Origin of the sequence: Mesorhizobium sp. M0296 (genome assembly GCF_040321675.1) — a bacterium.
Classification (GTDB): domain Bacteria; phylum Pseudomonadota; class Alphaproteobacteria; order Rhizobiales; family Rhizobiaceae; genus Mesorhizobium.
This window is the reverse complement of record NZ_JAMYRZ010000002.1, coordinates 225,491-246,413: the sequence shown is the minus strand read 5'-3', so window position 1 is coordinate 246,413 and position 20,923 is coordinate 225,491. Positions and strand designations below refer to the sequence as shown.

Sequence of the window (20,923 nt, the reverse complement as noted above, 5' to 3'; positions counted from 1 at the left end):
AATAGCCTTTTCCCGTGATCATAGACTCACACTAATTTACCTCTCTCGCCGCCCTTGTCAGCAGCCGCTGATAGAACAGGCCGATGCCGATGAGCACCGCGCCGAGGCCGATGAAGGACAGCGCCCGCAACACGCCTTCCAGTTCGGACATGTCGAAGATGAAGACTTTGAGCACGGCGACCGAGATCAGCGCCGCCGACGCTATGCGCAGCACCTGGGACTTCAGCCAGACACCGGCGGTGAGCAACATCACGCCGATGACCAGCCAGAGCGCCGAATAAGTATAGGTCTCGAGCTGGCCGAGACCGCTCCAAAGGCCGATGAACTCGCCCTTGAACAAGCGCCTTACCGACAGCGTAGCATAGGCGAAGCCGAGCACCGCCGCCACAACCGCCAGCATGGCCGCATACCATTTCGGCCGCTTGTCGCGGGTATAGAGCGCCAGTGCGCCTGTCGCGACCGCCGGCAAGAGGTAGGCGAGCAACAGAAGGTTGAACACCGGAATGCTGCCGGTCGATTCGTCCGTCAGCAAGGGGTTCAGCGCCAGAAAATGCTGGAGGACGATGAACGCGACCGAGACCACGCCCGCTGCAATCGAGCCGTAGCGCAGCACCGAACTTGGCGAGCGCATGTCGATGGCGACCAGGATGGCACCGGCACCGATGGCGATCAGCGTGTAGATCGCCTGTTCGGCAAGCGTCGCAGCAGCCGTATCGATGACGCCGCCATGCATGGCATGGCGCACCAGCATCGCGACGGTGAGCAGGGCAAACAGCGCGGCGCCGGCCTCCATTGCGAGGCGCGGTCGGCCGTTGGTGGTTCGGGCAAGCTGCCAGGCGGCAAAACCGAAAGCGAGCGCCGGCACGCCATATCCAAGCAGCAGCCAGTTGAACACCGGCGTCTTCGACAGGAACTCGGCACCGACGATGGTCGGGTCGAAGGCAGCGCGGCCGAGCACTGCAATCACCGCACCAACGGAAATCCAGCCAAGCACCGGATAGCTGCGCCAGCGCGTCGCCAGCGCCGGCACGACGGCGGCTGCTCCGAGCAGGATGGTTGTCCAGCCTGAACCGAAGGCCATGTGCAGCATCAGCAGGCCGGCAATCGCCGCGCCGCCGAGCGCGAAGGAGACGGCAGCGCCGCCGGTCAGCGGCGGCGCTTCGCCGCGCGCTATCCATTCGCCGCCGGCGACGAAGACGCCGACCAAAACGGCTGCGACCGCCGCATAAGCAAGGTCACGGTCGAGATTGCCGAAGGCAGACCAGAGCGCCAGCAGGATGACCAGTGGCGCGACAGCGCTCCAGGCCGCCCATGCGGCGGCGCGCAGCCAGCCAGAGGCCGCAAAACGGCGCGCCGCCCAAAAGCCGGCGCCGATGAAGACCAGGCCGAGAGCGATGCCGACCCTGAACATCAAGGCATCGGACGCCACGACCGGCATGCCGTCGACGCCGAGAGCGCCACCCGAAAAATCTGAAACGATCGTGGTCGGCGGAATGATGCCGAGATAGACCAGTACCGTCGCCAGCCCGGCGGTGTGCAGCAGTGCAAGCGCCCGCGGCCGGTAGAGCGCCACCGCCACCAGGGCTGCGACAAGGGCGGCCCCCGGCAATGCACCGCGGATGGCGACGAAGGCCGGATCGACAAACAGGGCCAGCGCCGAAAGGCCGACGAAGAAGCCCGGCGCGATCGACGGCCAGTCGAAGCCGCTGCCGGCGCCCGCATCGTCGCGGCGGCCAAGCCAGACGAAGGCGAGCACGGCCAGTGTCACCCCGTCGATAAAGAGGATGACGGCAAGGTTCGCCCCCGGCGCGTCGGTCATATAGAAGATGGTCCAGATCCCCGTGGCGACGAAGGCTGCGGCCGTCAAAAGCCTCCAGTCGCGGATGCGGGCAATGACGCAGGTGGCGGCGAGCACGATCGCCAGATAGCCGAACAGCGCCCACGGATTGGGCGCCTGCGAGGCGACCAGCAGCGGCGTCACCATGGCACCGAGCAGGCCGACGCCGGCCAGCGCCTGACCGTGGACCAGGCTTGCCGCGATCGTCGCCACCCCGATGGCGCCGAGCAGCGTGAAAGCGAGCGTCGGGCCGATGAAGCCGTAAATGCTGTACGCGGCGTAGACGGTACCGAACAGGATGAAAGCGCCGGCCGCCGTCAGGATCGCCGGGATATAGGCACCGGCAGCACCTTGCACCGGCACCCTGAAGCCGGTGCGCCGGATGAACTCGCCGCCGGCGACCAGCACCAGCCCGAGTGCCGCCGCCATGACAAGCCGCACGCGTGGCCCGAAAATGCCGGCCTCGATGGTGTAGCGGATCAGAAACAAGCCACCTAGCGCCAGCGCGATGCCGCCGACCCAGACCGCCCAGCGGGTACCGAGCGCCGTTTCGACGTCGGACTGGCGAGCTGCCTTCGCCGCTGCCGCCGGTTGCGCCGACTCCGGCGCGGACGGCGCCGTTCTATCGGCATCGGCCTCTGTAGCTGACACGACCGCTGCGGGCCGTGGCGATACGGCCATGTCGGCTGCGACCGCAAGCGGGATTGCGGCATCCGCCGGTTTGCTGTCGTTTACAGCCGGTTCCTTGGCTTGCGGCGGCAGCGCAGGCGTGCCCGAAAGCACAAGGCTGCGCAAGGCGCCAAGCTCGCGCTCGATCAGGCCGATGCGGCTCTGCTGGCGTGAAATGATGACGAACAGCGCGATGATGGCGACGAGGCCAATCAGGCTTTCAAACATGGCGGTTCCCCCAAACCAGGCCAGTTGTCACTGACATTCAATGTTCAGTGACATTCAAATGCGGCGGCCAAACGGCCGGTCCATTCAACGTGCCGCCAGATTGGCCGGAAAGATCGAGCATGTTTCGGTGCCGAAAGCCAGGAGCTTGCCGTTGGCGTCCTTCAGCGCCGCTTCCGAAACCGTCAGCGTGCGGCCCTTGTGCACCACTTTGCCGTCGCACACCACCTCGCCCGTCCTTGGCGTGATCGGCCGCGTCAAATTCACTTTGAACTCGGCCGTCGCATAGGCCTCGCCCACCTGCGAAATGGTGCCAAGGCCGAGCGGCGAAACGTTTTCGGGATCAGGTTCAACTTCGCTCATCTGGTGGTTTCCCCGGTGGCGGCTTCCCCGGCGCTTGCCTTGCCGGATTCACGGCCGGGTGAATGATGCCTGCGCAAGGCGGCGAGAAACCCGGCGCGGGCGCCGGGAGGCTCGATGCCGCGCGGTTCGTAGACATGGCGGGTCAAAAAGAAGCCGGTCAGCCGGAAGGCGTCCTCGATCGCCGCCGGATCGGCGCGCAGCCCGGAGCCGCGCTGCAGGAAGGCAGGCAGCGCCAGCATCTTGTCGCGCCACGGCGCGCCCGCCGCGCGCGACACGGCGCGGCCGGATTTCGGCGAGACATAGGCAAGGTCCTGCCTGGTGCCGGTCGCCGCACACTGGCTGAGATCGAGGCCGAAACCGAGTTCGTCGAGTACCAGCAGCTCGAAGCGGGCCACCAGCTCGCCGGCGGCATCGGCATCGTCGAGATGAGCGATCATCACCGCAAGCGTCTCGTAAAGGCCGCCATGGGCGTCACGCTCAGGCAGAAGACGCAAATGCGCGGCCATCGTCTGCAGGCCGTAGACGGCAACGGCGCTGTCCATCAGCCGGGCGGCGTTCATCTCGATAGCCTCGACCTGGAAGGTGCCGAGATGCTCGTCGAGCCGCGCCCGCCACAACAGGTCGACGCGATTGCCGGGCTGCAAGACAGGCTGCTGTTTGCGCGAACGGCCGCCGCGCACGAGACCGAGATGGCGGCCATGCGCGCACGTCATCACCTCGAGAATGGCGCTGGTTTCGCCATGCTTGCGGGTGCCGAGAATGATTCCCTCGTCGCGCCATTCCATTACGAGAGCTTGTCACCGGTTGGATGGCGAAATCAAGATGTGCGACGTATCCGCCGCCAAACCAAAACGGCCCGTAGCGTATCGCTACGGGCCGTTTTTTGCGAGATCGTTGTTTGATCAGAACGAGCGCTGGAAGCGGAAGATGCCGCCGATTGTGTCGGCATCGTCGGCATCGAAATTGTCGTAATAATCGACTTCGGCGGTGATCGTGTAACCAGGAACGATGGTGTAGGCGACATTCGCCGCAACGGCGAAGTCTTGGTCGTCGGTATAGGAGACCTGGGCGTTCAAAGACGTCTTCTTGTTGACGGCATAGCTGCCGCCGCCCCAGACGGCAAAGTTGCCAGTCCACGGCTTGTAGAAGTTCTTCGCGAGGTTGTCGTCGCTGCCGTAGCCCGCCATCACGAACAGGGTCAGGTCAGTAATCGGCTTGACGTCGAGGCGAGCTTTGCCGGCCCATTCTTCCGACGTGCTGTTATAGGCGCCGACCGCGGTGATCGCACCCCAGTCGCCCTTGTATTTCACGCCGCCGACGACAAACGGAACGTAGCTGTCGATCGACTGGTCAGCGCCGGAGCCCGTTTCGACCGAGGCGACTGCCGTAAAGCCATTACCGCCGTCGAAGTAGTAACTGATCAGGTTGGTGTCCTTGGTGCCGTAAGGAATGATAGTGTCCTGGACGACGTTGCCGGCGTAGCCGATGAACGAATCATAGACAGTTTCATCCTTACCGACGCGGAAACCTCCAAGCTGGATCCAGGCGAAGTTCAGGGTAACCGCCTTGTTGTCCTGCACGCTGAAATCAACACCGCTCACGGTGCGTTTGGTATTGCCGAAGTTGAAACGGGTCTCGGTATAGGTCTTCAACGTGCCGAGCTCGGTTTCCTGGCCGGTCCACGTCTTCAAATTGAAGCGGGCATTCTTGTTCCAGGTCTGCTGCTCGTCACCGTCCAAAAGGTCGTGTGTCGTCGCGCCATCGAAAACGCGGCCGGCGTCGCCGAAGCTGGCGTCATAGCGGACATAGCCGCCGATGCGCAGGCAGGTCTCGGTGCCGGGAATGTAGAAGTAGCCGGCGCCGTAGACGTCGCAAATCTTGACGTATTCGGCGGGTTCCGGCTCGGCGACCACAACAGCGTCGGCGGCGCGCGCACCGGAGACCGCGACGAATGCCGCGGCTGAGCCGAGAAGAAGGCTCTTGATATTCATTTTCTGACCTCTCCAGTCAAAGTTAAAAATGGCTTTGGATTCATGGGTTGAACGGCTGAACGCCTCACCCACGTCGAAAAAGGCGCGCACCGCACCCCCTCTTCAGGCGGCGAACATACTCATCCGCATTCCAGTCTCAATGACGATTACAAAAATAATCAATGTTTGTATAACAGAATAAATCCATGTTGCACAAATATCACTTCATATTTGCTTCACATTTGCCATCGGCACAAACGAGACACTGTCACAATTGTACAAAAATATACTTATGCCATTAGCCGGCAAACCGATCGGCACCCGACATACATTCCTTCTACGTGTTCTTTTTTTGGAATAGACTTCTAACGTTGGCAGCGAGATCAAGCCGACTTCGCCATCGCTGCGTTCTGTGCGGCAAGAACGACTTCCGCCACCAGATCCCGTTTGAGCATTTCAATGGGAATACGTCCGGCGAGGCCGGGCGCGGGGCCGATCAGCCACGACCAGGCATGCCGTGGATCGGGCATCGCGGATAACACTTCCTTGACACCCGGCGCCGGCCTGCCGTCGATGAACTGGGCCAGGGGAAATACATGTTTGCGGCCACCGGTGCGCAACGCAACGACCGTGCCGCTCCGCTGCCAGCGATGCAGGGTCGAGCGCGATATGCCGAGATTTTGCTGCAGGAACGTCGACCCGGCGACCCGACCGGCCCAGTCCTCGACCCGCATCGCGTCGAGGTCGCCCGTTCCGGCCAGGCGTTGGATGTCTGCCCCTTGACCTTCGTGCGCCGTCGACAGATGCGTCCGGGCACGGCGTTCCGCAGCTTCGGCTGCCAATATCCGCACGAAACGCGACGCCATGCCGGGTAATCTTTCCTGCATGGTGTCGATCGCACTGATGTCGGTCGGCGCAAGCAAAGCGACGGCGGCGGCAACGGCGCCGGCGACCCTGCCCGCTGCAACGACCGCATCGCTGTTCGTCACCTTGCCTTGCCGCGCCAGCACGCGCTCGATCTCAACAGCGACGGCGTTTGCAAACTCGATCTGACGGATGGGGTCGATGCGATTCCAAGTCCCGGTCATGTCCTGATCTGGCTGTTTGCCTGCCGGTTCCGGTTTGCTCGGAAGCGGGTCTTTCGCACAGCCTATAGGCAGGGTGTATGACGGAGAGACGACAAACGGGAACCACGCACGGTCGCAGTATCGGCAGGAGTTCCATTCGATCCACTGGACGATTTTGCATGAAATATCGGAAATTTCTCAGAACCCGCTCAGGATTTCCCGTCGCGCCGGTACCAATAAGGAACGGGTCGGCTCGACATGGCTGGCGCATGGCCTCCCGGATTGATTCGGCGGCTGTTCAAGATGCAAGTCGACCGATCGGGCACCCCGGCGACCGCTCAGAATCCTGAGGCGGCCAACAGGCCGCTCTGCGGATCGCCCAAACAGGCTCAGTGCGGAAATTCGAGCCCCATTTCACGGTAGCGCTCGGGATCGTCGCCCCAGTTCTCGCGCACCTTGACGAACAGGAAGAGGTGCACCTTCTGCTCGAGTATGCCTGCGATTTCCATGCGCGCGGCCTGGCCGATGGCGCGGATCGTCTCGCCCTTATGGCCGAGCACGATCTTCTTCTGGCTGTCACGCTCGACATAGATTGTCTGGTCGATGCGCACCGAGCCGTCCTTCTTCTCTTCCCATTTCTCGGTCTCGATGTGGGAGGAATAAGGCAGTTCCTGATGCAGCCTGAGATAGAGCTTTTCGCGGGTGATCTCGGCCGCGAGCTGGCGCATCGGCAGGTCGGAGATCTGGTCCTCCGGATAGTACCAGGGGCCGGCCGGCAAGGTCTCGGCGAGATAGTCGAGCAGGTCCTTGCAGCCGGACCCGGTCAGCGCCGAAACCATGAAGGTGCGCTTGAACGGCACCCTTTCGTTGGCTGCCGCCGACAATGCCAGCAACGTCTCGTGCTTGACCCGATCGACCTTGTTGAGGATCAACACCATCGGCTGCCGGACATCCTTCAGCCGCTCGAGGATGGCGTCGGCATCGCCCCGGATGCCGCGCTCGGCATCGATCAAGAGAAGCACGATATCGGCGTCCTTGGCACCGCCCCACGCTGTGGTCACCATCGCGGTGTCCAGCCGGCGCTTCGGCTTGAATATGCCCGGCGTGTCGACGAAGACGATCTGCGCGTTGTTGTGGGTGGCAATGCCGCGCACGATAGCGCGCGTGGTCTGCACCTTGTGCGTCACGATCGACACCTTGGCGCCGACCAATTGGTTGACCAGTGTCGATTTCCCCGCATTGGGCGCGCCGATCAGCGCGACGAAGCCGGAGCGGGTAGCGGGAGCTTCTGTTGCCGGAGCTTCGGTGGCGGTCATGCGGCACTCCCTTGATTGAGCCAGACGCCTTCCCGCTGCAGAAGTGCCGCGGCTGCAGCCTGCTCCGCCTCGCGCTTGGAGCGCCCGTTGCCGGTCGCCGGCGGATAGGCGCCGACCTTGACACTAACGGTGAACAGCGGATCGTGGTCCGGTCCCTCGCGGCTGTCGATTATGTAAACCGGCACTGCGCCTGCCGCCTGATGCGCCCATTCCTGGAGTTCGGTTTTCGCATCGCGACGGGCGGCGTCAATGGCTTGCGAGCGCGGCTGCCAGTATTTGTGGATGAAGGCACGGGCCGCTTCCAACCCTCCGTCGAGATAGAGCACGGCGATCAGCGATTCCAATGCATCGGCGCGCAGATTGACGCGCTTGCGCCCGTCGAGGCCGCGTACGTCCGAACCGGCGCGAATAAGTTCCGGCAGGCCGATCTCCTCGGCAATTTCCGCCAGGGCTTCAGCGTTGACCAGAGCGTTCAATCTCAGCGACAGCTCACCCTCGGCTGCGTCGGGAAATGCCGCCAGCAGCATATCGGCAACGACAAGGCCGAGAACGCGATCGCCCAGGAATTCGAAACGTTCGTAGTCGATGCCGGCGTGACTGCCGCGAGCGCTGGCATGGGTCAGCGCCCGCTGCAGGCGCTGATGGTCGCCAAAACTGTGGCCGGTGCGCTCCCTGAGCGCCTCGGCGAGCGCATCGGCGGTCAGCCGTTTCGTCGCCGCCATGGCCCTAATTGACGAAATGGAACAGGCGCGAGGCGCGCATCAGTGACGGCCATTTCCAGATTTCGAGCGGGCTGGCGCTGCCGCCGATCGAGAAGAAAATGAGGTTGGCGCGGCCGACCAAATTCTCGTCCGGCACGAAGCCGACGGTGAAGCGGCTGTCCGACGAGTTGTCGCGATTGTCGCCCATCATGAAATAGTGACCGGGCGGCACCTTGAACTCTTTGGTATTGTCGCCGATCGAAGCCTGCGTCAGGTCGAGCGTGTCGTAGCTGACGCCGTTCGGCAGCGTCTCGCGATAGACATCGACCGGCCCGTTCTCCTCGGTGATGTCGTGGTTGTCGATCTGCCCGACCTTGACGCGCGGCACACCCACATCGTTGATGAAGAGCTGGCCATCCTTGACCTGGATCTTGTCGCCCGGCAGGCCGACGACGCGCTTGATATAATCGACAGAAGGATCCGGCGGAAACTTGAACACCACCACGTCGCCGCGCTTCGGCTCTGAGCCCCAGATGCGGCCCGAAAAGATGTTCGGCCCGAACGGCAGTGAATAGCGGGAGAAGCCGTAGGACCACTTGGTGACGAAGAGATAGTCGCCTTCGAGCAAAGTCGGCCGCATCGACCCGGACGGGATCGAGAACGGCTGGAACAGGAGCGTGCGGATGACCAGCGCAAGCAGCAGGGCCTGGACTATGACGCTGACGGTTTCGCCAAGTCCGCCGGATTTCTTCTGGGTTTTTTCAGCCACGCTCATGTCGTCCTCGATTGTGCGTTGGATGGTATAGAGTCTCGGCGCGCGCTGGGCAACGTCATGCCGGTGGTCAGATGCAATCAATGTGGCGCTTCTTCGACCGGCAACGCTTCAATGATCACAAAGGCTTGAGCGAGCGGAAAATCATCGGTGATGGTGAGGTGGATCACCGCGCGGTGCCCTTCAGGCAGAATTTCGTCCAGCCGCGCTGCCGCCCCATTGGTCAGCGCCATGGTCGGCTTGCCGCTGGCCAGGTTGACGACCCCCATGTCGCGCCAGAACACACCCTGCGCCAGACCGGTACCCAGTGCCTTGGCGCAGGCTTCCTTGGCAGCGAAACGCTTGGCGTAGGAGGCCGCACGCGCCGCGCGGTTTTCGGAGCGCGCCTGTTCGATCTCGGTGTAGATGCGCTGGATGAAGCGCTGGCCATGGCGTTCCAGCGACTTCTCGATGCGTCTGATGTCGATGAGGTCGCTGCCTATACCGATAATCATTCGGCAGGAACTTCCGGCCCGGTTTTTCCAGCCTTTGCCGCTCTTTCGGCCAGCCGCTTGCGGCGCTGCTCGTGGAAAGTGACCATGCCCCAGCGGGTGATGCCGTAAAACAGCAGGCCGAAAACCAGGCCGAGCGGTATTGCGCCGATCGTCATCGGCTTCAGCACCGGTCCCCACAATTGCGCAAAGGAAAGATTATGCAGCATGTCGCCGAGATGCGCGGGCGGGCCATGCGCCGGCAGGTGTTCATGCAGGATCAGCTTGCCGACCTCCCAGGAGGCGGCCCATAGCAGCGGAAAGGTCAGGGGGTTGCCGAAGACCGTGCCGAGTGCTGCCGCGACCAGATTGCCGGCGATCAGCCAGCACAGGATGGCAGCAATGATGAAGTGAAAGCCAAGCGGGAAAAACGACGCAAATACGCCCGCCGCAACACCTGCGGCCACGGCATGCGGCGTGGCCCTAAGCCGCAGGATGCGCTTGGAAAAATACCGCAGCGAGCGCGAGAACGAGCGGCGCGGCCACAAATAAGTGCGCACCCGCTCGAAAAAACCATCAGGCTTGCGCCGTCGAAAAAGCACTCTGTTCCTGTTCCTAGTTCCGTCAATAGCTTCACGCCGGCTTCTCCAGCCGGGCGCGACAGCCCCATGCTGCGCTCTGCGGTCGCCGAAAAGCAACTACGACTTTGATATAGCGATGCGCTGGCCGAAGAACAACGAGGCCGACGGCATCCGCTCGGTGGCCGCTCGCGCCGGCCCTGGGTGTCGCCGTTCTGAACAGGGCATGATCGCGGCGAATTTAAGGAGCGTCACTTAGGATCGATATTCGCTGACCTCGACGAGGTTGCCGTCCGGATCGCGGAAATAGACCGACATCATCGCGCCCCGAGCGCCGACACGCTCGACCGGGCCGACCTCTATCACCACACCATTGGCGGCGAGGTTGGCACATATCTCGGCGAGCGGCCGGGCAGCAATCAAGCAGAAATCTCCGGAGCCCGGCGTCGGCGCCTTGGCCTTCGGCTCGAAGGTGTGCCCGACCTCGTGCACATTGATCTTCTGCGTTCCAAACAGCAGCGCCGTTGGTCGGTCCGGCTCGTCGAGGCGCTTGAAGCCAAGCACGCGCTGATAGAAGGCGCAGGTATCTTCCACCGAACGAACTGTCAGCACGAAATGATCGATGCCGGCAATCACGGCAGCGCCTCTTGACTTGATTTTATGCATGTCGTTGTCCCAAAACCGCCGCACACTTTTGGGCGACATGCATTAGATATTGCGGCTGCCCGGCTTGATCGCCGGTATGGCGGCGAGCTCGGGCGGCAGCCTGTCGGCCGGATAGGCCGGAACTTCATATTCGGCGAGCGCGATCAGCGGCACGCCGACATCGGTCTTGCCGGCCGAGCGGTCGATGATGCACGCAGCGGCAACGACATCGGCGCCAAGTGCGCGCAGACAGTCGATGGTCTCGCGGATCGACAGGCCGGTGGTGACGATGTCCTCGACAATGACGACGCGCGATCCCTTGGCGATCTCGAAACGGCGCAGCCTGAATTCGCCCCCTTCCCGCTCGACCCAGATCGCCGGCGCACCAAGATGGCGCGAGGTCTCATAGGCCGGGATCAGCCCGCCGATCGCCGGGCCGACGACGTAGTCGATCCTGCCGGGCACGCCAGTGCGGATCTTTTCGGCGAGCGCCTTGCACAAGCGCTCGGTCTTGTCGGCATGCATGAAAACACGCGCTTTCTGCAGAAAGACCGGGCTGCGCAGGCCCGACGTCAGGATGAAATGCCCTTCGAGAACGGCGCCGGCCTCGCGGAAAATGCCCAGCACTTCATCGGTGTTCATCGTTCACTCCATGTCCATGGTGAATGGTGAATGGTAGTGAGAGCACCCTCTTCACTATTCACTATTCACTATTCACCCATTCACGCGCCTTGCATCGCTGACGCTCGAATTGTCCTTTAGCTGCGACAGCAGCCGGTTCAAGTGCTTGAGGTCCCACACTTCGAGATCGATCAGCATTTCGGTGAAATCGGGCGCGGTGCGCACCATCGACAGAGTGTGGATGTTGGCGTCGTTGGATGCGACGACCTGTGCAATGTCGGCCAGCGAACCCGGCGCGTTGATGGCGGTGACCGAGACGCGCGCCGGGAACCGCTCCTTGGTGCGCTCGTCAATATCCCAGCGCACGTCGATCCAGCGCTCGGGCTGGTCGTCAAAGGCCTGCAGCGCCGGCGACTGGATCGGATAGATGGTGATACCGGTTCCCGGCTGCACGATGCCGACGATGCGATCGCCTGGCACTGCCCCTTCCGGCGCGAAGCGCACCGGCAGATCGCCGCGCACACCGCGGATCGGCACCGCGTCGTCGCGCGGCTGGTTCTTGTCCTTGCGTGCGGCGCGGCCCGGAATCTGGAACAGCATGCCGGCGGCGTTGCGGATCTTCGACCAGCCCTCCTCGCGCTGCTTGGGCGCGACCAGCGTGACACGCTCGTCCTTGTAGTCGGGAAACACCGCCTTCATGACATCGGTGGAGGCAAGTTCGCCTCGGCCGACCGCGGCCAGTACATCCTCGATGTCCTTGCGCGCCAGCCGGTGCAGCACCGGCTTCAGGCTTTCTTTGGTGAAGGTCTTGCCAGAGCGTTCGAAGGCGCGCTCCAGAATGCGGATACCGAGACCCGAATATTGCTTGCGAATGGCGTTCTTGGTGGCGCGGCGGATGGCCGAGCGTGCCTTGCCGGTAACGACCACCGATTCCCACGCCGCCGGCGGGACCTGCGCCTTCGAGCGGATGATCTCGACCTCGTCGCCGTTCTTCAGCTCCGTCATCAGCGGCATGATGCGGCCATTGACCTTGGCGCCGACGCAAGTGTCGCCGACGTCGGTGTGGACGGCATAGGCAAAGTCGATCGGCGTGGCGCCGCGCGGCAGCGCGATCAGCATGCCCTTCGGCGTGAAGCAGAATACCTGGTCCTGAAACAGTTCCAGCTTGGTGTTTTCGAGGAAGTCCTCGGGATTGTCGCCTTCGGCAAGCTGCTCGATGGTGCGCCGCAGCCAGGCATAGGCATTGGTTTCCTTCGAGATCGCATGGGCGGCACCATTCATCTTGCCCCCGGTATCCTTATAGATCGAATGAGCCGCGACGCCGTATTCGGCGATCTTGTTCATTTGATAGGTGCGGATCTGCAATTCGACGCGCTGGCGCGACGGGCCGACGATGGTGGTGTGGATCGAGCGGTAGTCGTTCTGCTTCGGCGTCGAGATATAATCTTTGAAGCGGCCGGGCACCATCGACCAGGTGGTGTGGATGGCGCCGAGCGCGCGGTAACAGTCCTCGACCGTCTCGACAACGACGCGGAAGCCGAAAATGTCGGACAGCTGCTCGAACGACAGTGCCTTGGCCTCCATCTTGCGGAATACCGACCACGGCTTCTTCTGCCGGCTCTTGACCTCGGCCTTGATCGAATATTTGTCGAACAGCGTGGAGAGCGCCTTCTCGATCTCCGACAGCACGCCCTTGTTGCGCTCGAAGATTTCGGCCAGCCGTGCGGTGACGGCGCGATAGGCTTCCGGATTGATGAAGCGGAAGGCAATCTCCTCCAGCTCCTCGCGCATGCCTTGCATGCCCATGCGGCCGGCCAGCGGCGCGTAGATGTCCATCGTCTCTTCGGCGATGCGCAGGCGCTTGGCTTCCGGCACATGGTCGAGCGTGCGCATATTGTGCAGGCGGTCGGCGAGCTTGACCAGAAGCACGCGCACGTCTTCCGAGATCGCCAGCAACAGCTTGCGCAGGTTCTCCGCCTGCTCGGCCTTCTTCGAGACGAGGTCGAGCTTCTTCAGCTTGGTCAGGCCCTCGACCAGCTTGCCCATTTCCGGGCCGAACAATTCGTCGATCTCGGCCCTGGTCGCCGTGGTGTCCTCGATCGTGTCGTGCAGCAAGGCAACGGCGATCGTCGCCTCGTCCATGTGCATTTCGGTGAGGATGGCGGCGACTTCGAGCGGATGCGAGAAATACGGGTCGCCGGAGGCGCGTTTCTGGTGGCCATGCTTCTGCATGGCGTAAACATAGGCCTTGTTGAGCAGCGCCTCGTTGACGTCAGGCTTGTAGCGCTGCACGCGCTCGACAAGCTCATACTGACGCATCATGGGCGGGATCTCGCAATGCTGAAATGAATCATGCGCCGCACTGGCGTACGGCGCATGTCATAGATAGCCACGAAACTGCCGACGCGAAAGTGTCGGCAGTTGTCGGTAAGATCAATAATCGTCGCTTTTTTCCGGCGGCACCAGGCCTTCGATGCCGGCCAACAGGTCTTCTTCGGTCATGCGATCGAAGGTGACGTTGTCCTCGGCGTCGTCGGCATCGGTGGCTGCAACGGCGCTGCCGGTCTGGTCGGCAATCGCCTCGCCATCGGCTTCCGGCTCATCGACCTCGACATGCTTCTGCAGCGAATGGATGAGATCTTCCTTGAGGTCGTCCGGCGACAGCGTCTCTTCGGCGATTTCGCGGAGCGCAACGACCGGGTTCTTGTCGTTGTCGCGCGGCACGGTGATCTGCGCGCCCTGGCTGATCTGACGGGCGCGGTGGCCGGCCAAGAGCACCAGCTCGAAGCGGTTGTCGACCTTGTCGATGCAATCTTCAACGGTTACGCGGGCCATGAGTTGCCCCTTTCATGCCTGGATTTGATGGAAAACAGGCGCGGTCCATAACCCGAACGCCGCCAAAATACAAGCTTTTATGGCGGTGCGCAGCTCTGACGCGGGCCGCCTGCGACGACACAGCGCCGATCACAATTGCTTGCGGTGCGGCATGGTGCCTTGGATTGCCGTAAAACTGGCGTTATCTCGAACGATGAAGGCGAACAGGTCTATTATCAGACCGGCCGATAGTCGCCACCCATTTAGACGACCGCTTATTTCGAAAAAGGACATTTTCCATGTTCGATCCTCGTGAAAAAATCGCTCTCTTTATCGACGGTGCCAATCTCTACGCCACCTCGCGCGCGCTGGGCTTTGACATCGATTACCGCAAACTTCTGGCGAGCTTCCAGAAACGCGGCTATCTGCTGCGCGCTTATTACTATACCGCGCTGGTCGAGGATCAGGAATACTCCTCGATACGGCCGCTGATCGACTGGCTCGACTATAACGGCTTCAAGGTGGTGACCAAACCGGCCAAGGAATTCACCGACTCGACCGGCCGGCGCAAGATTAAGGGCAATATGGATATCGAGCTCACCGTCGATGCGCTCGAGCTTGCCGATGTCGTCGACCATTATGTCATCTTTTCGGGCGACGGCGATTTCCGCACGCTGGTCGAGGCGCTGCAGCGGCGCGGGCGCAAGGTGTCGATCGTCTCGACCATGGCTTCGCAGCCGCCGATGATCTCCGACGATCTGCGCCGCCAGGCCGACCATTTCATCGACTTGATGACGCTCAAGAATGAAGTCGGCCGCGATCCGTCGGAGCGGCCGGTGCGCCGGCCCGAACCGGCCGAAGTCGACGAGGAAGACTATTGACGGTCGTTGCCTTGACCGCGCCCCTGGTCGTCTCCCCCGAACCCGATCGCGATTGCCCGCTCTGCCCGCGGTTGCACGACTTCATCGCCGAGTGGCGGCGGCGCGAGCCGTCCTGGTTCAACGCGCCGGTGCCGACCTTTTTGCCGCCGGAAGGCGAGGATGCAGTGCGTCTGCTGATCGTCGGGCTGGCGCCGGGCCTGCGCGGGGCAAACCGGACGGGGCGTCCCTTCACCGGCGATTTTGCCGGCGACCTGCTCTACAACACGCTGATCGCGCACGGCTTTGCGCGCGGCGAATTCAAAGCGCGACCAGATGACGGGCTGGAGCTTGTCGGTACGGCGATTACCAATGCGGTGCGCTGCGTGCCGCCGGAGAACAAGCCGGTTGGCGCCGAGATAGCGACTTGCCGGACGTTCCTGGTGCCGACGATCGCACGGTTTTCAAATCTGCGCGCGGTGCTGGCGCTTGGCTCGATCGCGCACCAGTCGACCGTGCGGGCGCTCGGCCAACGCGTTGCCGCCTATCCGTTCCGGCATGGTGGGCAGCAGCAGGCCAATGGCATCGCGCTGTTTTCCAGCTACCATTGCTCGCGCTACAACACCAATACCGGCGTGTTGACGGAAGCGATGTTCGTCAACGTCTTCAGTCAGATAGAAGCTTTTCTGAAGACATAGAGTCGGACGACGCCCGCCAGGGCACGAGCCCTAGATTCGGGCGATCGCGAACAACCAGGCCAGGAGATCCAGCAACCACAGAAACAGTGCAAGCTGCAGCGCGACGCGCAGGCGTTGGATGATCCGCCAATTGCTGGCCATGTCGGATTTGATGCGCAGCGCAAGCGCTCGGTGCATCCCGTCCAGGGTTGCGGGAGGGTGCTGATCGACGAAGTCCTGGAGCAGCTTCTCTGGATCGAAACGGAACGTATAGTTATAATACGGCCACACCATAATCGCGACCAGCAGCCCGATAAGAAAAAGCAATGTCAGCGCCAGCCAGTCCCAAGGCCCCACGCCATCCAGGAGCGCCCTGCCTCCGAGGAGAGAACTCGCGAACGCGGTTGCGAAGATCAGATTGCCGGCGCGCGTATTGAGACTTTCAACCACGCCCTGCTGGTGCTGGAGGCCACGCACCGCCTCCGCATAGACAAATGCCAGGCGGGGGTCGCCGCCGTCCATCGCAGCAGGCGGGGCGTTGCTGTCATTGGTTGATGAAGGGCGCTCCGGCATCAAATGTACTTAGCACGGCGCCGCCTGCGATATGAATAGCCAGATGGGGAACGCCTCGTCGCTCTGTCTTCGTGCCATCGAGCGTGTTTTGGTGGACAGGAATAGCATCAATCCGACGCTGTCGCTTCAGGCGCTGCGGCAAACAATACGGCCAGCGTCGCAGGTCCGCCCTGGAGAACATTCAGGTCGACGTCGCCGCTGATGCCGTCGACGCGGCCCCGGTTGTGATACTGCCAGTAGATCCAGTTGTCATGGCCCGGCCGCAGCGCCAGCGAACGCAGCCAGCGCGGGCGGCTGGCTAGCTGCCCGGCATAGGCTTGCGCCGCCTCGTCGGTCACATAGAGGATCGCCGTCTTGCCGAACGCCGCCTCGACCGGGCCGAGGAAGGCGGAAAGCTCGGCGTTCAGCTGTTCGGGAGTTGGCCGCTGCGGGCAATTGCCGCCGAACTCGATGTCTACCACCGGCGGCAGCAAAGGCTGATCGTGCGGCACCACCGAGATGAAGTTGCGTGCCTGATCCGCACCCGGTCTGCAGAAGGTGAAGAAATGATAGGCACCGACGGCAAGACCGGCGGCGCGGGCCGCGCGCAAATTGGCGGCGAAGGCATCGTCGACATGATCGCCGCCTTCCGTCGCCTTGATCACGGCGAAGGCGACATCGTCGGCGGCAACACGCCGCCAGTCGATCTGCCGCTGATGATGGGAGACGTCGATGCCCCTGACCGGATATTTGCCGCGGTCCGGAGAAAACGTCTGGAAGTAGGTATAGCCGCCGGCCAGAACGAGGCCCGCCACGAGCAGACCGGCCGCGCCCCATAAGACGATCCGGTTTTTCAAACGAGACCTATCCCTTTTGGTCCGCCCTGCCCGCCGCTATGGCTCCGGGCGTTCGTCGCTCGAAAAGCCAAATCGCTGGCTTTTCCTCCGCTTCGCGGACCGCTCCTCACCCTCGCTCCTTCAGCAGCCGGCCCTTCTCGCGCGACCAGTCGCGCTGCTTTTCGGTCTCGCGCTTGTCGTGCAGCTTCTTGCCGCGGCCAACGGCGAGCAACAGCTTGGCACGGCCTTGGTCGTTGAAGTAGATCTTCAGCGGCACCAGCGTCATGCCTTCGCGGTCGACGCTTTGCGCCAGCTTGGCCATCTCACGCTTGTTGAGCAGCAGTTTGCGGCGGCGGCGCGGCTCATGGTTGAAGCGGTTGGCCTGCAGATACTCCGGCAAATAGGAGTTGATCAGCCAGATCTCGCCGCCCTCGACCGAGGCGTAGCTGTCCTGGATATTGGCCTGGCCCTGGCGCAGCGATTTCACTTCCGTACCGGTCAGCACCAGGCCGGCCTCGATCGTGTCGAGCACCTCATAGGAAAACCGCGCCTTGCGGTTTTCCGCAACGGTCTTGTTGTTGGGATCGGCTTTTCTGACTTGATTCATGATGCGGAGAGGTGGCGCCTCATCCTTAGTTTATCAAGCCGGCGTGCTTCATCGCCGCGTCGATCTTCTCGGCGGTCGACGGCTCGACCGTCATTAGCGGCGAGCGCAGCACGTTCTCGACCTTGCCCAGCTTCGACAGCGCATATTTCGCGCCGGAAACGCCGGGCTCCATGAAAATCGCCTTGTGCAGCGGCAACAGACGGTCCTGCAGGTCGAGCGCCTTGGCGCTGTCGCCGGAAAGCGTTGCCTCCTGGAATTCAGCGCAAAGCCTGGGTGCGACATTTGCCGTCACCGAAATACAGCCGACGCCGCCATGCGCGTTGAAGCCGAGCGCCGAGGCGTCTTCGCCGGAGAGCTGGATGAAATCCTTGCCACAGGTGGCGCGCTGCTCCGAAACCCGCTCGACCTTTCCGGTGGCATCCTTGACGCCGACGATGTTCTTGAAGTCATGCACCAACTGGCCCATCGTCTCGGGGCTCATGTCGACCACCGAGCGCGGCGGAATGTTGTAGATGATGATCGGCAGGCTGGTTGCCTTGGCGACGGCGGCGAAATGCGCATAGAGGCCGCGCTGTGTCGGTCTGTTGTAATAGGGCGTGACGACAAGAGCCGCGTCGGCGCCCGCCTTCTCGGCATACTGGACTAGGCCGACCGCCTCTTCGGTGTTGTTGGAGCCGGCGCCGGCGACGACCGGAACCCGGCCCTTGGCGACCTCGATGCAAACCTTGACGACTTGGCGGTGCTCGTCATGCGACAGCGTCGGCGACTCGCCGGTGGTGCCGACCGGGACCACGCCCGTCGTGCCTTCGGCGATCTGCCAGGTGATGAACGCGCGAAAGGCTTTCTCGTCGAAACGGCCGGTCTTTTCGAACGGTGTGACGAGCGCGGTCAGCGAGCCTCTTAGCATGTCGTCCAACTCCTTGGGACTAGCGCATGACCCCGAAAATCGCAGTCGATTTCGGAAAGGGTTATGCGCCAAATTTAAATTGCTACAGCGTCCTTTGCGCGTCTGAGAAGACCCGCGGCGCTGTAGGTGTTTGTCGTGCGCGCCTTCTAGCCGAAAGCGAAGCGGCGCACCATAGTCTCGACATTGTTGCGCGGCAAGCATTGCGCCAGCAATTGCAATTCGAACGACCTCGATAAGGTTTTCTTTACGGGCCCTTCATCACAGACGAATAGGCTGCAGTTCATCTGTGCCAGTGGTAGCTCGAAGAATAGGAAATGACCAAATCCATGCCGACCAGGCGGCCTCATCTTTTCGCGCTTCTCGGCGCGATCGTTGTGCTGATCCCCGGCGCGGCGATCGGCGGCAGCGTCGATGGGCAGGTCACGTCGGCGATCCCGATGACGGAGCCGCAGAACGATGCACTGCAGCAGTCCCCTTCGCCATCCGCCAGCGTCGCGGCGCTGAAGAGCGGTCTCGATGCGCTGGCGGCAAACGACATTCAGCGCGCGCGCCAAGTGCGCGAAACGCTGCCGGCCAAATCGCTCGATCGGCACATCCTTGCCTGGGCGATTGCGCTCTATGGCGGCGACCAGGTGCCGAGCGGCGAAATCGCCGATGCCGCGAAGATGCTGCCGAACTGGCCGGGCACGATCGCCTTGCGCAAGAACAGCGAGCGCGCGCTCTATCGCGAGAACCCCGCGCCACAGGTCGTGGTGCGGGCGTTCGACGGCAGCCAGCCGCTGACCTTCGAGGGCGTGGTGATCCTTGCCCGCTCCTATGTAGCGCTGGGCGATACGAAGGCGGCGCGCTCGGTGCTGTCGCCATTCTGGCGCACCGAAAAGCTCGAAGCCACGGACGAGGCGGCGGTCATCCGCGAGTTCGGCGCGCTGATCCCGGCCGCCGACCATCGCTTCCGCATGGAGCGCATGTTCTATGCCGATCGGGTCGCTTCGGCGCTGCGCGTCGCCGGTCTCGCCGGCGCCCAGCAATTGGCCGATGCCTGGGCGGCAGTCACCAAAGGCGACAAGAACGCGGCCAAGCTGCTGAAGGCGGTGCCGGCAGCGCAGCGGGCGGCCGGCTATCTCTTTGCCGAAGCCGAATATCTGCGCAAGCAACAGAAATTTTCAGATGCCGCCGCGCTGGTGCTGAAGGCGCCGGGCGACCGCGACGCTCTGGTCGATCCGGACGCCTGGTGGGTCGAACGCCGGGTGCTGTCGCGCGAGCTGGTCGACCAGGGCGACATGAAGACCGCCTACAGAATAGTCGCCGCGCATGCCGCCGAAAGTCCCGCCAATGGTGCCGAGGCGGAATTCCATGCGGGCTGGTACGCGCTGCGCGGCCTCAACGACCCGAGCACCGCCGCCAAGCATTTTGCGCAAATCGCGGAGCTCGCCCAAGGGCCGATGTCGCTGTCGCGCGCCTATTACTGGCTCGGCCGTGCCGCCGAAGTCGGCGGGCCCGGCAGTGCCAAGGATTATTTCAGCCGCGCCGCCAGCTACGGCACGACCTTTTACGGCCAGCTCGCCGGCGAGCGCGTCGGCCGGCAGATCCTCAACATCGTCTACCCGCAGCCAAGTGCCGCCGACCGCCGGAATTTTGCCACCCGCGAGGCGGTCAGCGCCATCAAGCGGCTGCAGGAAGCCGGCTATGACCGCTATGCCGAGACGCTCTACCGCGACCTTGCCGGGCAGCTGAACAGCCCCGGCGAAGTTGCGCTGCTTGCGGCGCTGGCGGAAAGACAAGGCAACCATTTCATGGCGCTGAAGGTCGGCAAGATCGCCGGCGCACGTGGCATCGATGTCGGCGCGCTGTTGCATCCGCTCGGCGTCATTCCCGACACCGCCAACATTTCCGGCTCGGGCAAGGCGCTGGCCTATGCGATTGCCCGCCAGGAAAGCGAGTTCAACATCGGCGCCGTCTCCAGCGCCGGCGCGCGCGGGCTGCTGCAACTGATGCCGGGCACGGCCAAGCAATTGGCGAAGAAGGCCGGCATGACTTTCTCGCAGGCGCGGCTGACCACTGATGCCGGCTACAATGCGACGCTGGGCGCCGCCTTTCTCGGCGAGCAGCTCGGCCGCTTCGACGGCTCCTACGTGCTGACCTTCGCCGGCTATAATGCCGGCCCCACCCGCGCCGCCCAGTGGGTGGCGAAATACGGCGACCCGCGCGGCAAGGACGTCGATGCAGTCGTCGACTGGATCGAGCGGATTCCCTATACGGAAACAAGAAGTTACGTTCAGCGCGTGATGGAGAATTACGAGGTCTACAAGATGCGTATCTCCGGCAAGTACGATATTGTCGGAGATCTGGTGAACGGCCGGGGTTAGCCTTTCCTTCTCTCCTTGTGGGAGAAGGTGGCGGAGCGAAGCTCGGTCGGATGAGGGGTGCTCCAGCTTGGTT

21 protein-coding genes are annotated in these 20,923 nt (G+C 62.8%); 3 read left to right on the top strand and 18 right to left on the bottom strand.

The annotated features are described in order from the left end of the window. Positions 1-31: 31 nt before the first annotated feature. The 14 genes from NKI97_RS04005 to rpoZ form a co-directional block, all read right to left on the bottom strand. Positions 32-2,734, bottom strand: a complete 2,703-nt coding sequence (locus NKI97_RS04005) for a DUF2339 domain-containing protein (RefSeq protein ID WP_352448997.1) — start codon at positions 2,732-2,734, stop codon at positions 32-34. Positions 2,735-2,818: 84 nt separating this feature from the next. Then, on the bottom strand, positions 2,819-3,094 hold the full coding sequence (locus tag NKI97_RS04000) for a PaaI family thioesterase (protein ID WP_352448998.1): 276 nt from the start codon (positions 3,092-3,094) through the stop codon (positions 2,819-2,821). Further along, positions 3,091-3,879 (bottom strand): DNA repair protein RecO, encoded by a 789-nt coding sequence (recO, locus tag NKI97_RS03995; RefSeq protein WP_352448999.1) that lies wholly within the window; start codon positions 3,877-3,879, stop codon positions 3,091-3,093. The genes NKI97_RS04000 and recO overlap by 4 nt, the downstream gene beginning before the upstream one ends. A 117-nt stretch (positions 3,880-3,996) precedes the next feature. Then, on the bottom strand, positions 3,997-5,085 hold the full coding sequence (locus NKI97_RS03990; protein WP_352620436.1) for a porin: 1,089 nt from the start codon (positions 5,083-5,085) through the stop codon (positions 3,997-3,999). A 362-nt stretch (positions 5,086-5,447) separates the two neighbouring features. After that, positions 5,448-6,152 carry an antitoxin Xre/MbcA/ParS-like domain-containing protein gene (locus NKI97_RS03985; protein WP_352449000.1) on the bottom strand — a complete coding sequence of 235 codons (705 nt, stop codon included), beginning with the start codon at positions 6,150-6,152 and terminating at the stop codon, positions 5,448-5,450. A 368-nt stretch (positions 6,153-6,520) separates the two neighbouring features. Next, complete coding sequence (era, locus tag NKI97_RS03980) at positions 6,521-7,447, bottom strand: GTPase Era (RefSeq protein WP_023677765.1); 927 nt, start codon at positions 7,445-7,447, stop codon at positions 6,521-6,523. Next, positions 7,444-8,169 (bottom strand): ribonuclease III, encoded by a 726-nt coding sequence (gene rnc, locus NKI97_RS03975; RefSeq protein WP_352449001.1) that lies wholly within the window; start codon positions 8,167-8,169, stop codon positions 7,444-7,446. The genes era and rnc overlap by 4 nt, the downstream gene beginning before the upstream one ends. A gap of 4 nt (positions 8,170-8,173) precedes the next feature. Further along, positions 8,174-8,923: a signal peptidase I gene (lepB, locus tag NKI97_RS03970; protein WP_352449002.1), complete on the bottom strand. Its 750-nt coding sequence runs from the start codon at positions 8,921-8,923 to the stop codon at positions 8,174-8,176. A 77-nt stretch (positions 8,924-9,000) separates the two neighbouring features. Beyond that, on the bottom strand, positions 9,001-9,414 hold the full coding sequence (acpS, locus tag NKI97_RS03965) for a holo-ACP synthase (RefSeq protein WP_023719885.1): 414 nt from the start codon (positions 9,412-9,414) through the stop codon (positions 9,001-9,003). Beyond that, a complete protein-coding gene (locus NKI97_RS03960) occupies positions 9,411-9,992 on the bottom strand; it encodes a DUF2062 domain-containing protein (RefSeq protein WP_023677769.1) in 582 nt (193 codons plus the stop codon). Before NKI97_RS03960 ends, acpS begins: the two co-directional genes overlap by 4 nt. Before the next feature lie 231 nt (positions 9,993-10,223). Then, positions 10,224-10,634, bottom strand: a complete 411-nt coding sequence (locus tag NKI97_RS03955; protein ID WP_352832785.1) for a VOC family protein — start codon at positions 10,632-10,634, stop codon at positions 10,224-10,226. Positions 10,635-10,676: 42 nt separating this feature from the next. Then, positions 10,677-11,255: an orotate phosphoribosyltransferase gene (gene pyrE, locus NKI97_RS03950; protein WP_352771599.1), complete on the bottom strand. Its 579-nt coding sequence runs from the start codon at positions 11,253-11,255 to the stop codon at positions 10,677-10,679. 72 nt (positions 11,256-11,327) lie between these two features. Further along, positions 11,328-13,556 (bottom strand): RelA/SpoT family protein, encoded by a 2,229-nt coding sequence (locus NKI97_RS03945; protein ID WP_023677772.1) that lies wholly within the window; start codon positions 13,554-13,556, stop codon positions 11,328-11,330. Between the two features lie 111 nt (positions 13,557-13,667). Next, complete coding sequence (gene rpoZ / locus NKI97_RS03940; RefSeq protein ID WP_023677773.1) at positions 13,668-14,069, bottom strand: DNA-directed RNA polymerase subunit omega; 402 nt, start codon at positions 14,067-14,069, stop codon at positions 13,668-13,670. A 278-nt stretch (positions 14,070-14,347) separates the two neighbouring features. On the opposite strand from rpoZ, the gene NKI97_RS03935 reads away from it, so the two are divergent. Then, positions 14,348-14,929, top strand: a complete 582-nt coding sequence (locus NKI97_RS03935) for a LabA-like NYN domain-containing protein (protein WP_023677774.1) — start codon at positions 14,348-14,350, stop codon at positions 14,927-14,929. Beyond that, positions 14,926-15,603: a uracil-DNA glycosylase gene (locus NKI97_RS03930; protein WP_352832782.1), complete on the top strand. Its 678-nt coding sequence runs from the start codon at positions 14,926-14,928 to the stop codon at positions 15,601-15,603. Before NKI97_RS03935 ends, NKI97_RS03930 begins: the two co-directional genes overlap by 4 nt. Before the next feature lie 30 nt (positions 15,604-15,633). Here the strand turns inward: NKI97_RS03930 and NKI97_RS03925 are convergent, their stop codons facing one another. The 4 genes from NKI97_RS03925 to dapA all read right to left on the bottom strand — a co-directional run bounded on the left by NKI97_RS03925 (position 15,634) and on the right by dapA (position 18,484). Further along, positions 15,634-16,155, bottom strand: a complete 522-nt coding sequence (locus tag NKI97_RS03925; protein WP_352449007.1) for a hypothetical protein — start codon at positions 16,153-16,155, stop codon at positions 15,634-15,636. Positions 16,156-16,262: 107 nt separating this feature from the next. Further along, positions 16,263-16,991: a GH25 family lysozyme gene (locus NKI97_RS03920; protein WP_352832779.1), complete on the bottom strand. Its 729-nt coding sequence runs from the start codon at positions 16,989-16,991 to the stop codon at positions 16,263-16,265. A 106-nt stretch (positions 16,992-17,097) separates the two neighbouring features. Further along, positions 17,098-17,577: an SsrA-binding protein SmpB gene (gene smpB / locus NKI97_RS03915; protein ID WP_023768487.1), complete on the bottom strand. Its 480-nt coding sequence runs from the start codon at positions 17,575-17,577 to the stop codon at positions 17,098-17,100. A 25-nt stretch (positions 17,578-17,602) separates the two neighbouring features. Continuing rightward, on the bottom strand, positions 17,603-18,484 hold the full coding sequence (gene dapA, locus NKI97_RS03910; RefSeq protein ID WP_352832777.1) for a 4-hydroxy-tetrahydrodipicolinate synthase: 882 nt from the start codon (positions 18,482-18,484) through the stop codon (positions 17,603-17,605). Between the two features lie 326 nt (positions 18,485-18,810). On the opposite strand from dapA, the gene NKI97_RS03905 reads away from it, so the two are divergent. Beyond that, entirely contained in the window at positions 18,811-20,850 is a 2,040-nt protein-coding gene (locus NKI97_RS03905; RefSeq protein WP_352832816.1) for a lytic transglycosylase domain-containing protein, read from the top strand. The last annotated feature ends 73 nt before the right edge of the window (positions 20,851-20,923 follow it).

What these genes read in the sequence shown, in the direction of transcription:
- NKI97_RS03905 (WP_352832816.1), top strand. Translation starts at nt 18,811, where the DNA reads ATGCCGACCAGGCGGCCTCATCTTTTCGCGCTTCTCGGCGCGATCGTT.
- NKI97_RS03990 (WP_352620436.1), bottom strand. Translation starts at nt 5,085, where the DNA reads ATGAATATCAAGAGCCTTCTTCTCGGCTCAGCCGCGGCATTCGTCGCG.
- pyrE (WP_352771599.1), bottom strand. Translation starts at nt 11,255, where the DNA reads ATGAACACCGATGAAGTGCTGGGCATTTTCCGCGAGGCCGGCGCCGTT.
- acpS (WP_023719885.1), bottom strand. Translation starts at nt 9,414, where the DNA reads ATGATTATCGGTATAGGCAGCGACCTCATCGACATCAGACGCATCGAG.
- recO (WP_352448999.1), bottom strand. Translation starts at nt 3,879, where the DNA reads ATGGAATGGCGCGACGAGGGAATCATTCTCGGCACCCGCAAGCATGGC.
- lepB (WP_352449002.1), bottom strand. Translation starts at nt 8,923, where the DNA reads ATGAGCGTGGCTGAAAAAACCCAGAAGAAATCCGGCGGACTTGGCGAA.
- era (WP_023677765.1), bottom strand. Translation starts at nt 7,447, where the DNA reads ATGACCGCCACCGAAGCTCCGGCAACAGAAGCTCCCGCTACCCGCTCC.
- rpoZ (WP_023677773.1), bottom strand. Translation starts at nt 14,069, where the DNA reads ATGGCCCGCGTAACCGTTGAAGATTGCATCGACAAGGTCGACAACCGC.
- NKI97_RS03935 (WP_023677774.1), top strand. Translation starts at nt 14,348, where the DNA reads ATGTTCGATCCTCGTGAAAAAATCGCTCTCTTTATCGACGGTGCCAAT.
- NKI97_RS03945 (WP_023677772.1), bottom strand. Translation starts at nt 13,556, where the DNA reads ATGATGCGTCAGTATGAGCTTGTCGAGCGCGTGCAGCGCTACAAGCCT.
- smpB (WP_023768487.1), bottom strand. Translation starts at nt 17,577, where the DNA reads ATGAATCAAGTCAGAAAAGCCGATCCCAACAACAAGACCGTTGCGGAA.
- NKI97_RS03955 (WP_352832785.1), bottom strand. Translation starts at nt 10,634, where the DNA reads ATGCATAAAATCAAGTCAAGAGGCGCTGCCGTGATTGCCGGCATCGAT.
- NKI97_RS04005 (WP_352448997.1), bottom strand. Translation starts at nt 2,734, where the DNA reads ATGTTTGAAAGCCTGATTGGCCTCGTCGCCATCATCGCGCTGTTCGTC.
- dapA (WP_352832777.1), bottom strand. Translation starts at nt 18,484, where the DNA reads ATGCTAAGAGGCTCGCTGACCGCGCTCGTCACACCGTTCGAAAAGACC.
- rnc (WP_352449001.1), bottom strand. Translation starts at nt 8,169, where the DNA reads ATGGCGGCGACGAAACGGCTGACCGCCGATGCGCTCGCCGAGGCGCTC.
- NKI97_RS03925 (WP_352449007.1), bottom strand. Translation starts at nt 16,155, where the DNA reads ATGCCGGAGCGCCCTTCATCAACCAATGACAGCAACGCCCCGCCTGCT.
- NKI97_RS04000 (WP_352448998.1), bottom strand. Translation starts at nt 3,094, where the DNA reads ATGAGCGAAGTTGAACCTGATCCCGAAAACGTTTCGCCGCTCGGCCTT.
- NKI97_RS03985 (WP_352449000.1), bottom strand. Translation starts at nt 6,152, where the DNA reads ATGACCGGGACTTGGAATCGCATCGACCCCATCCGTCAGATCGAGTTT.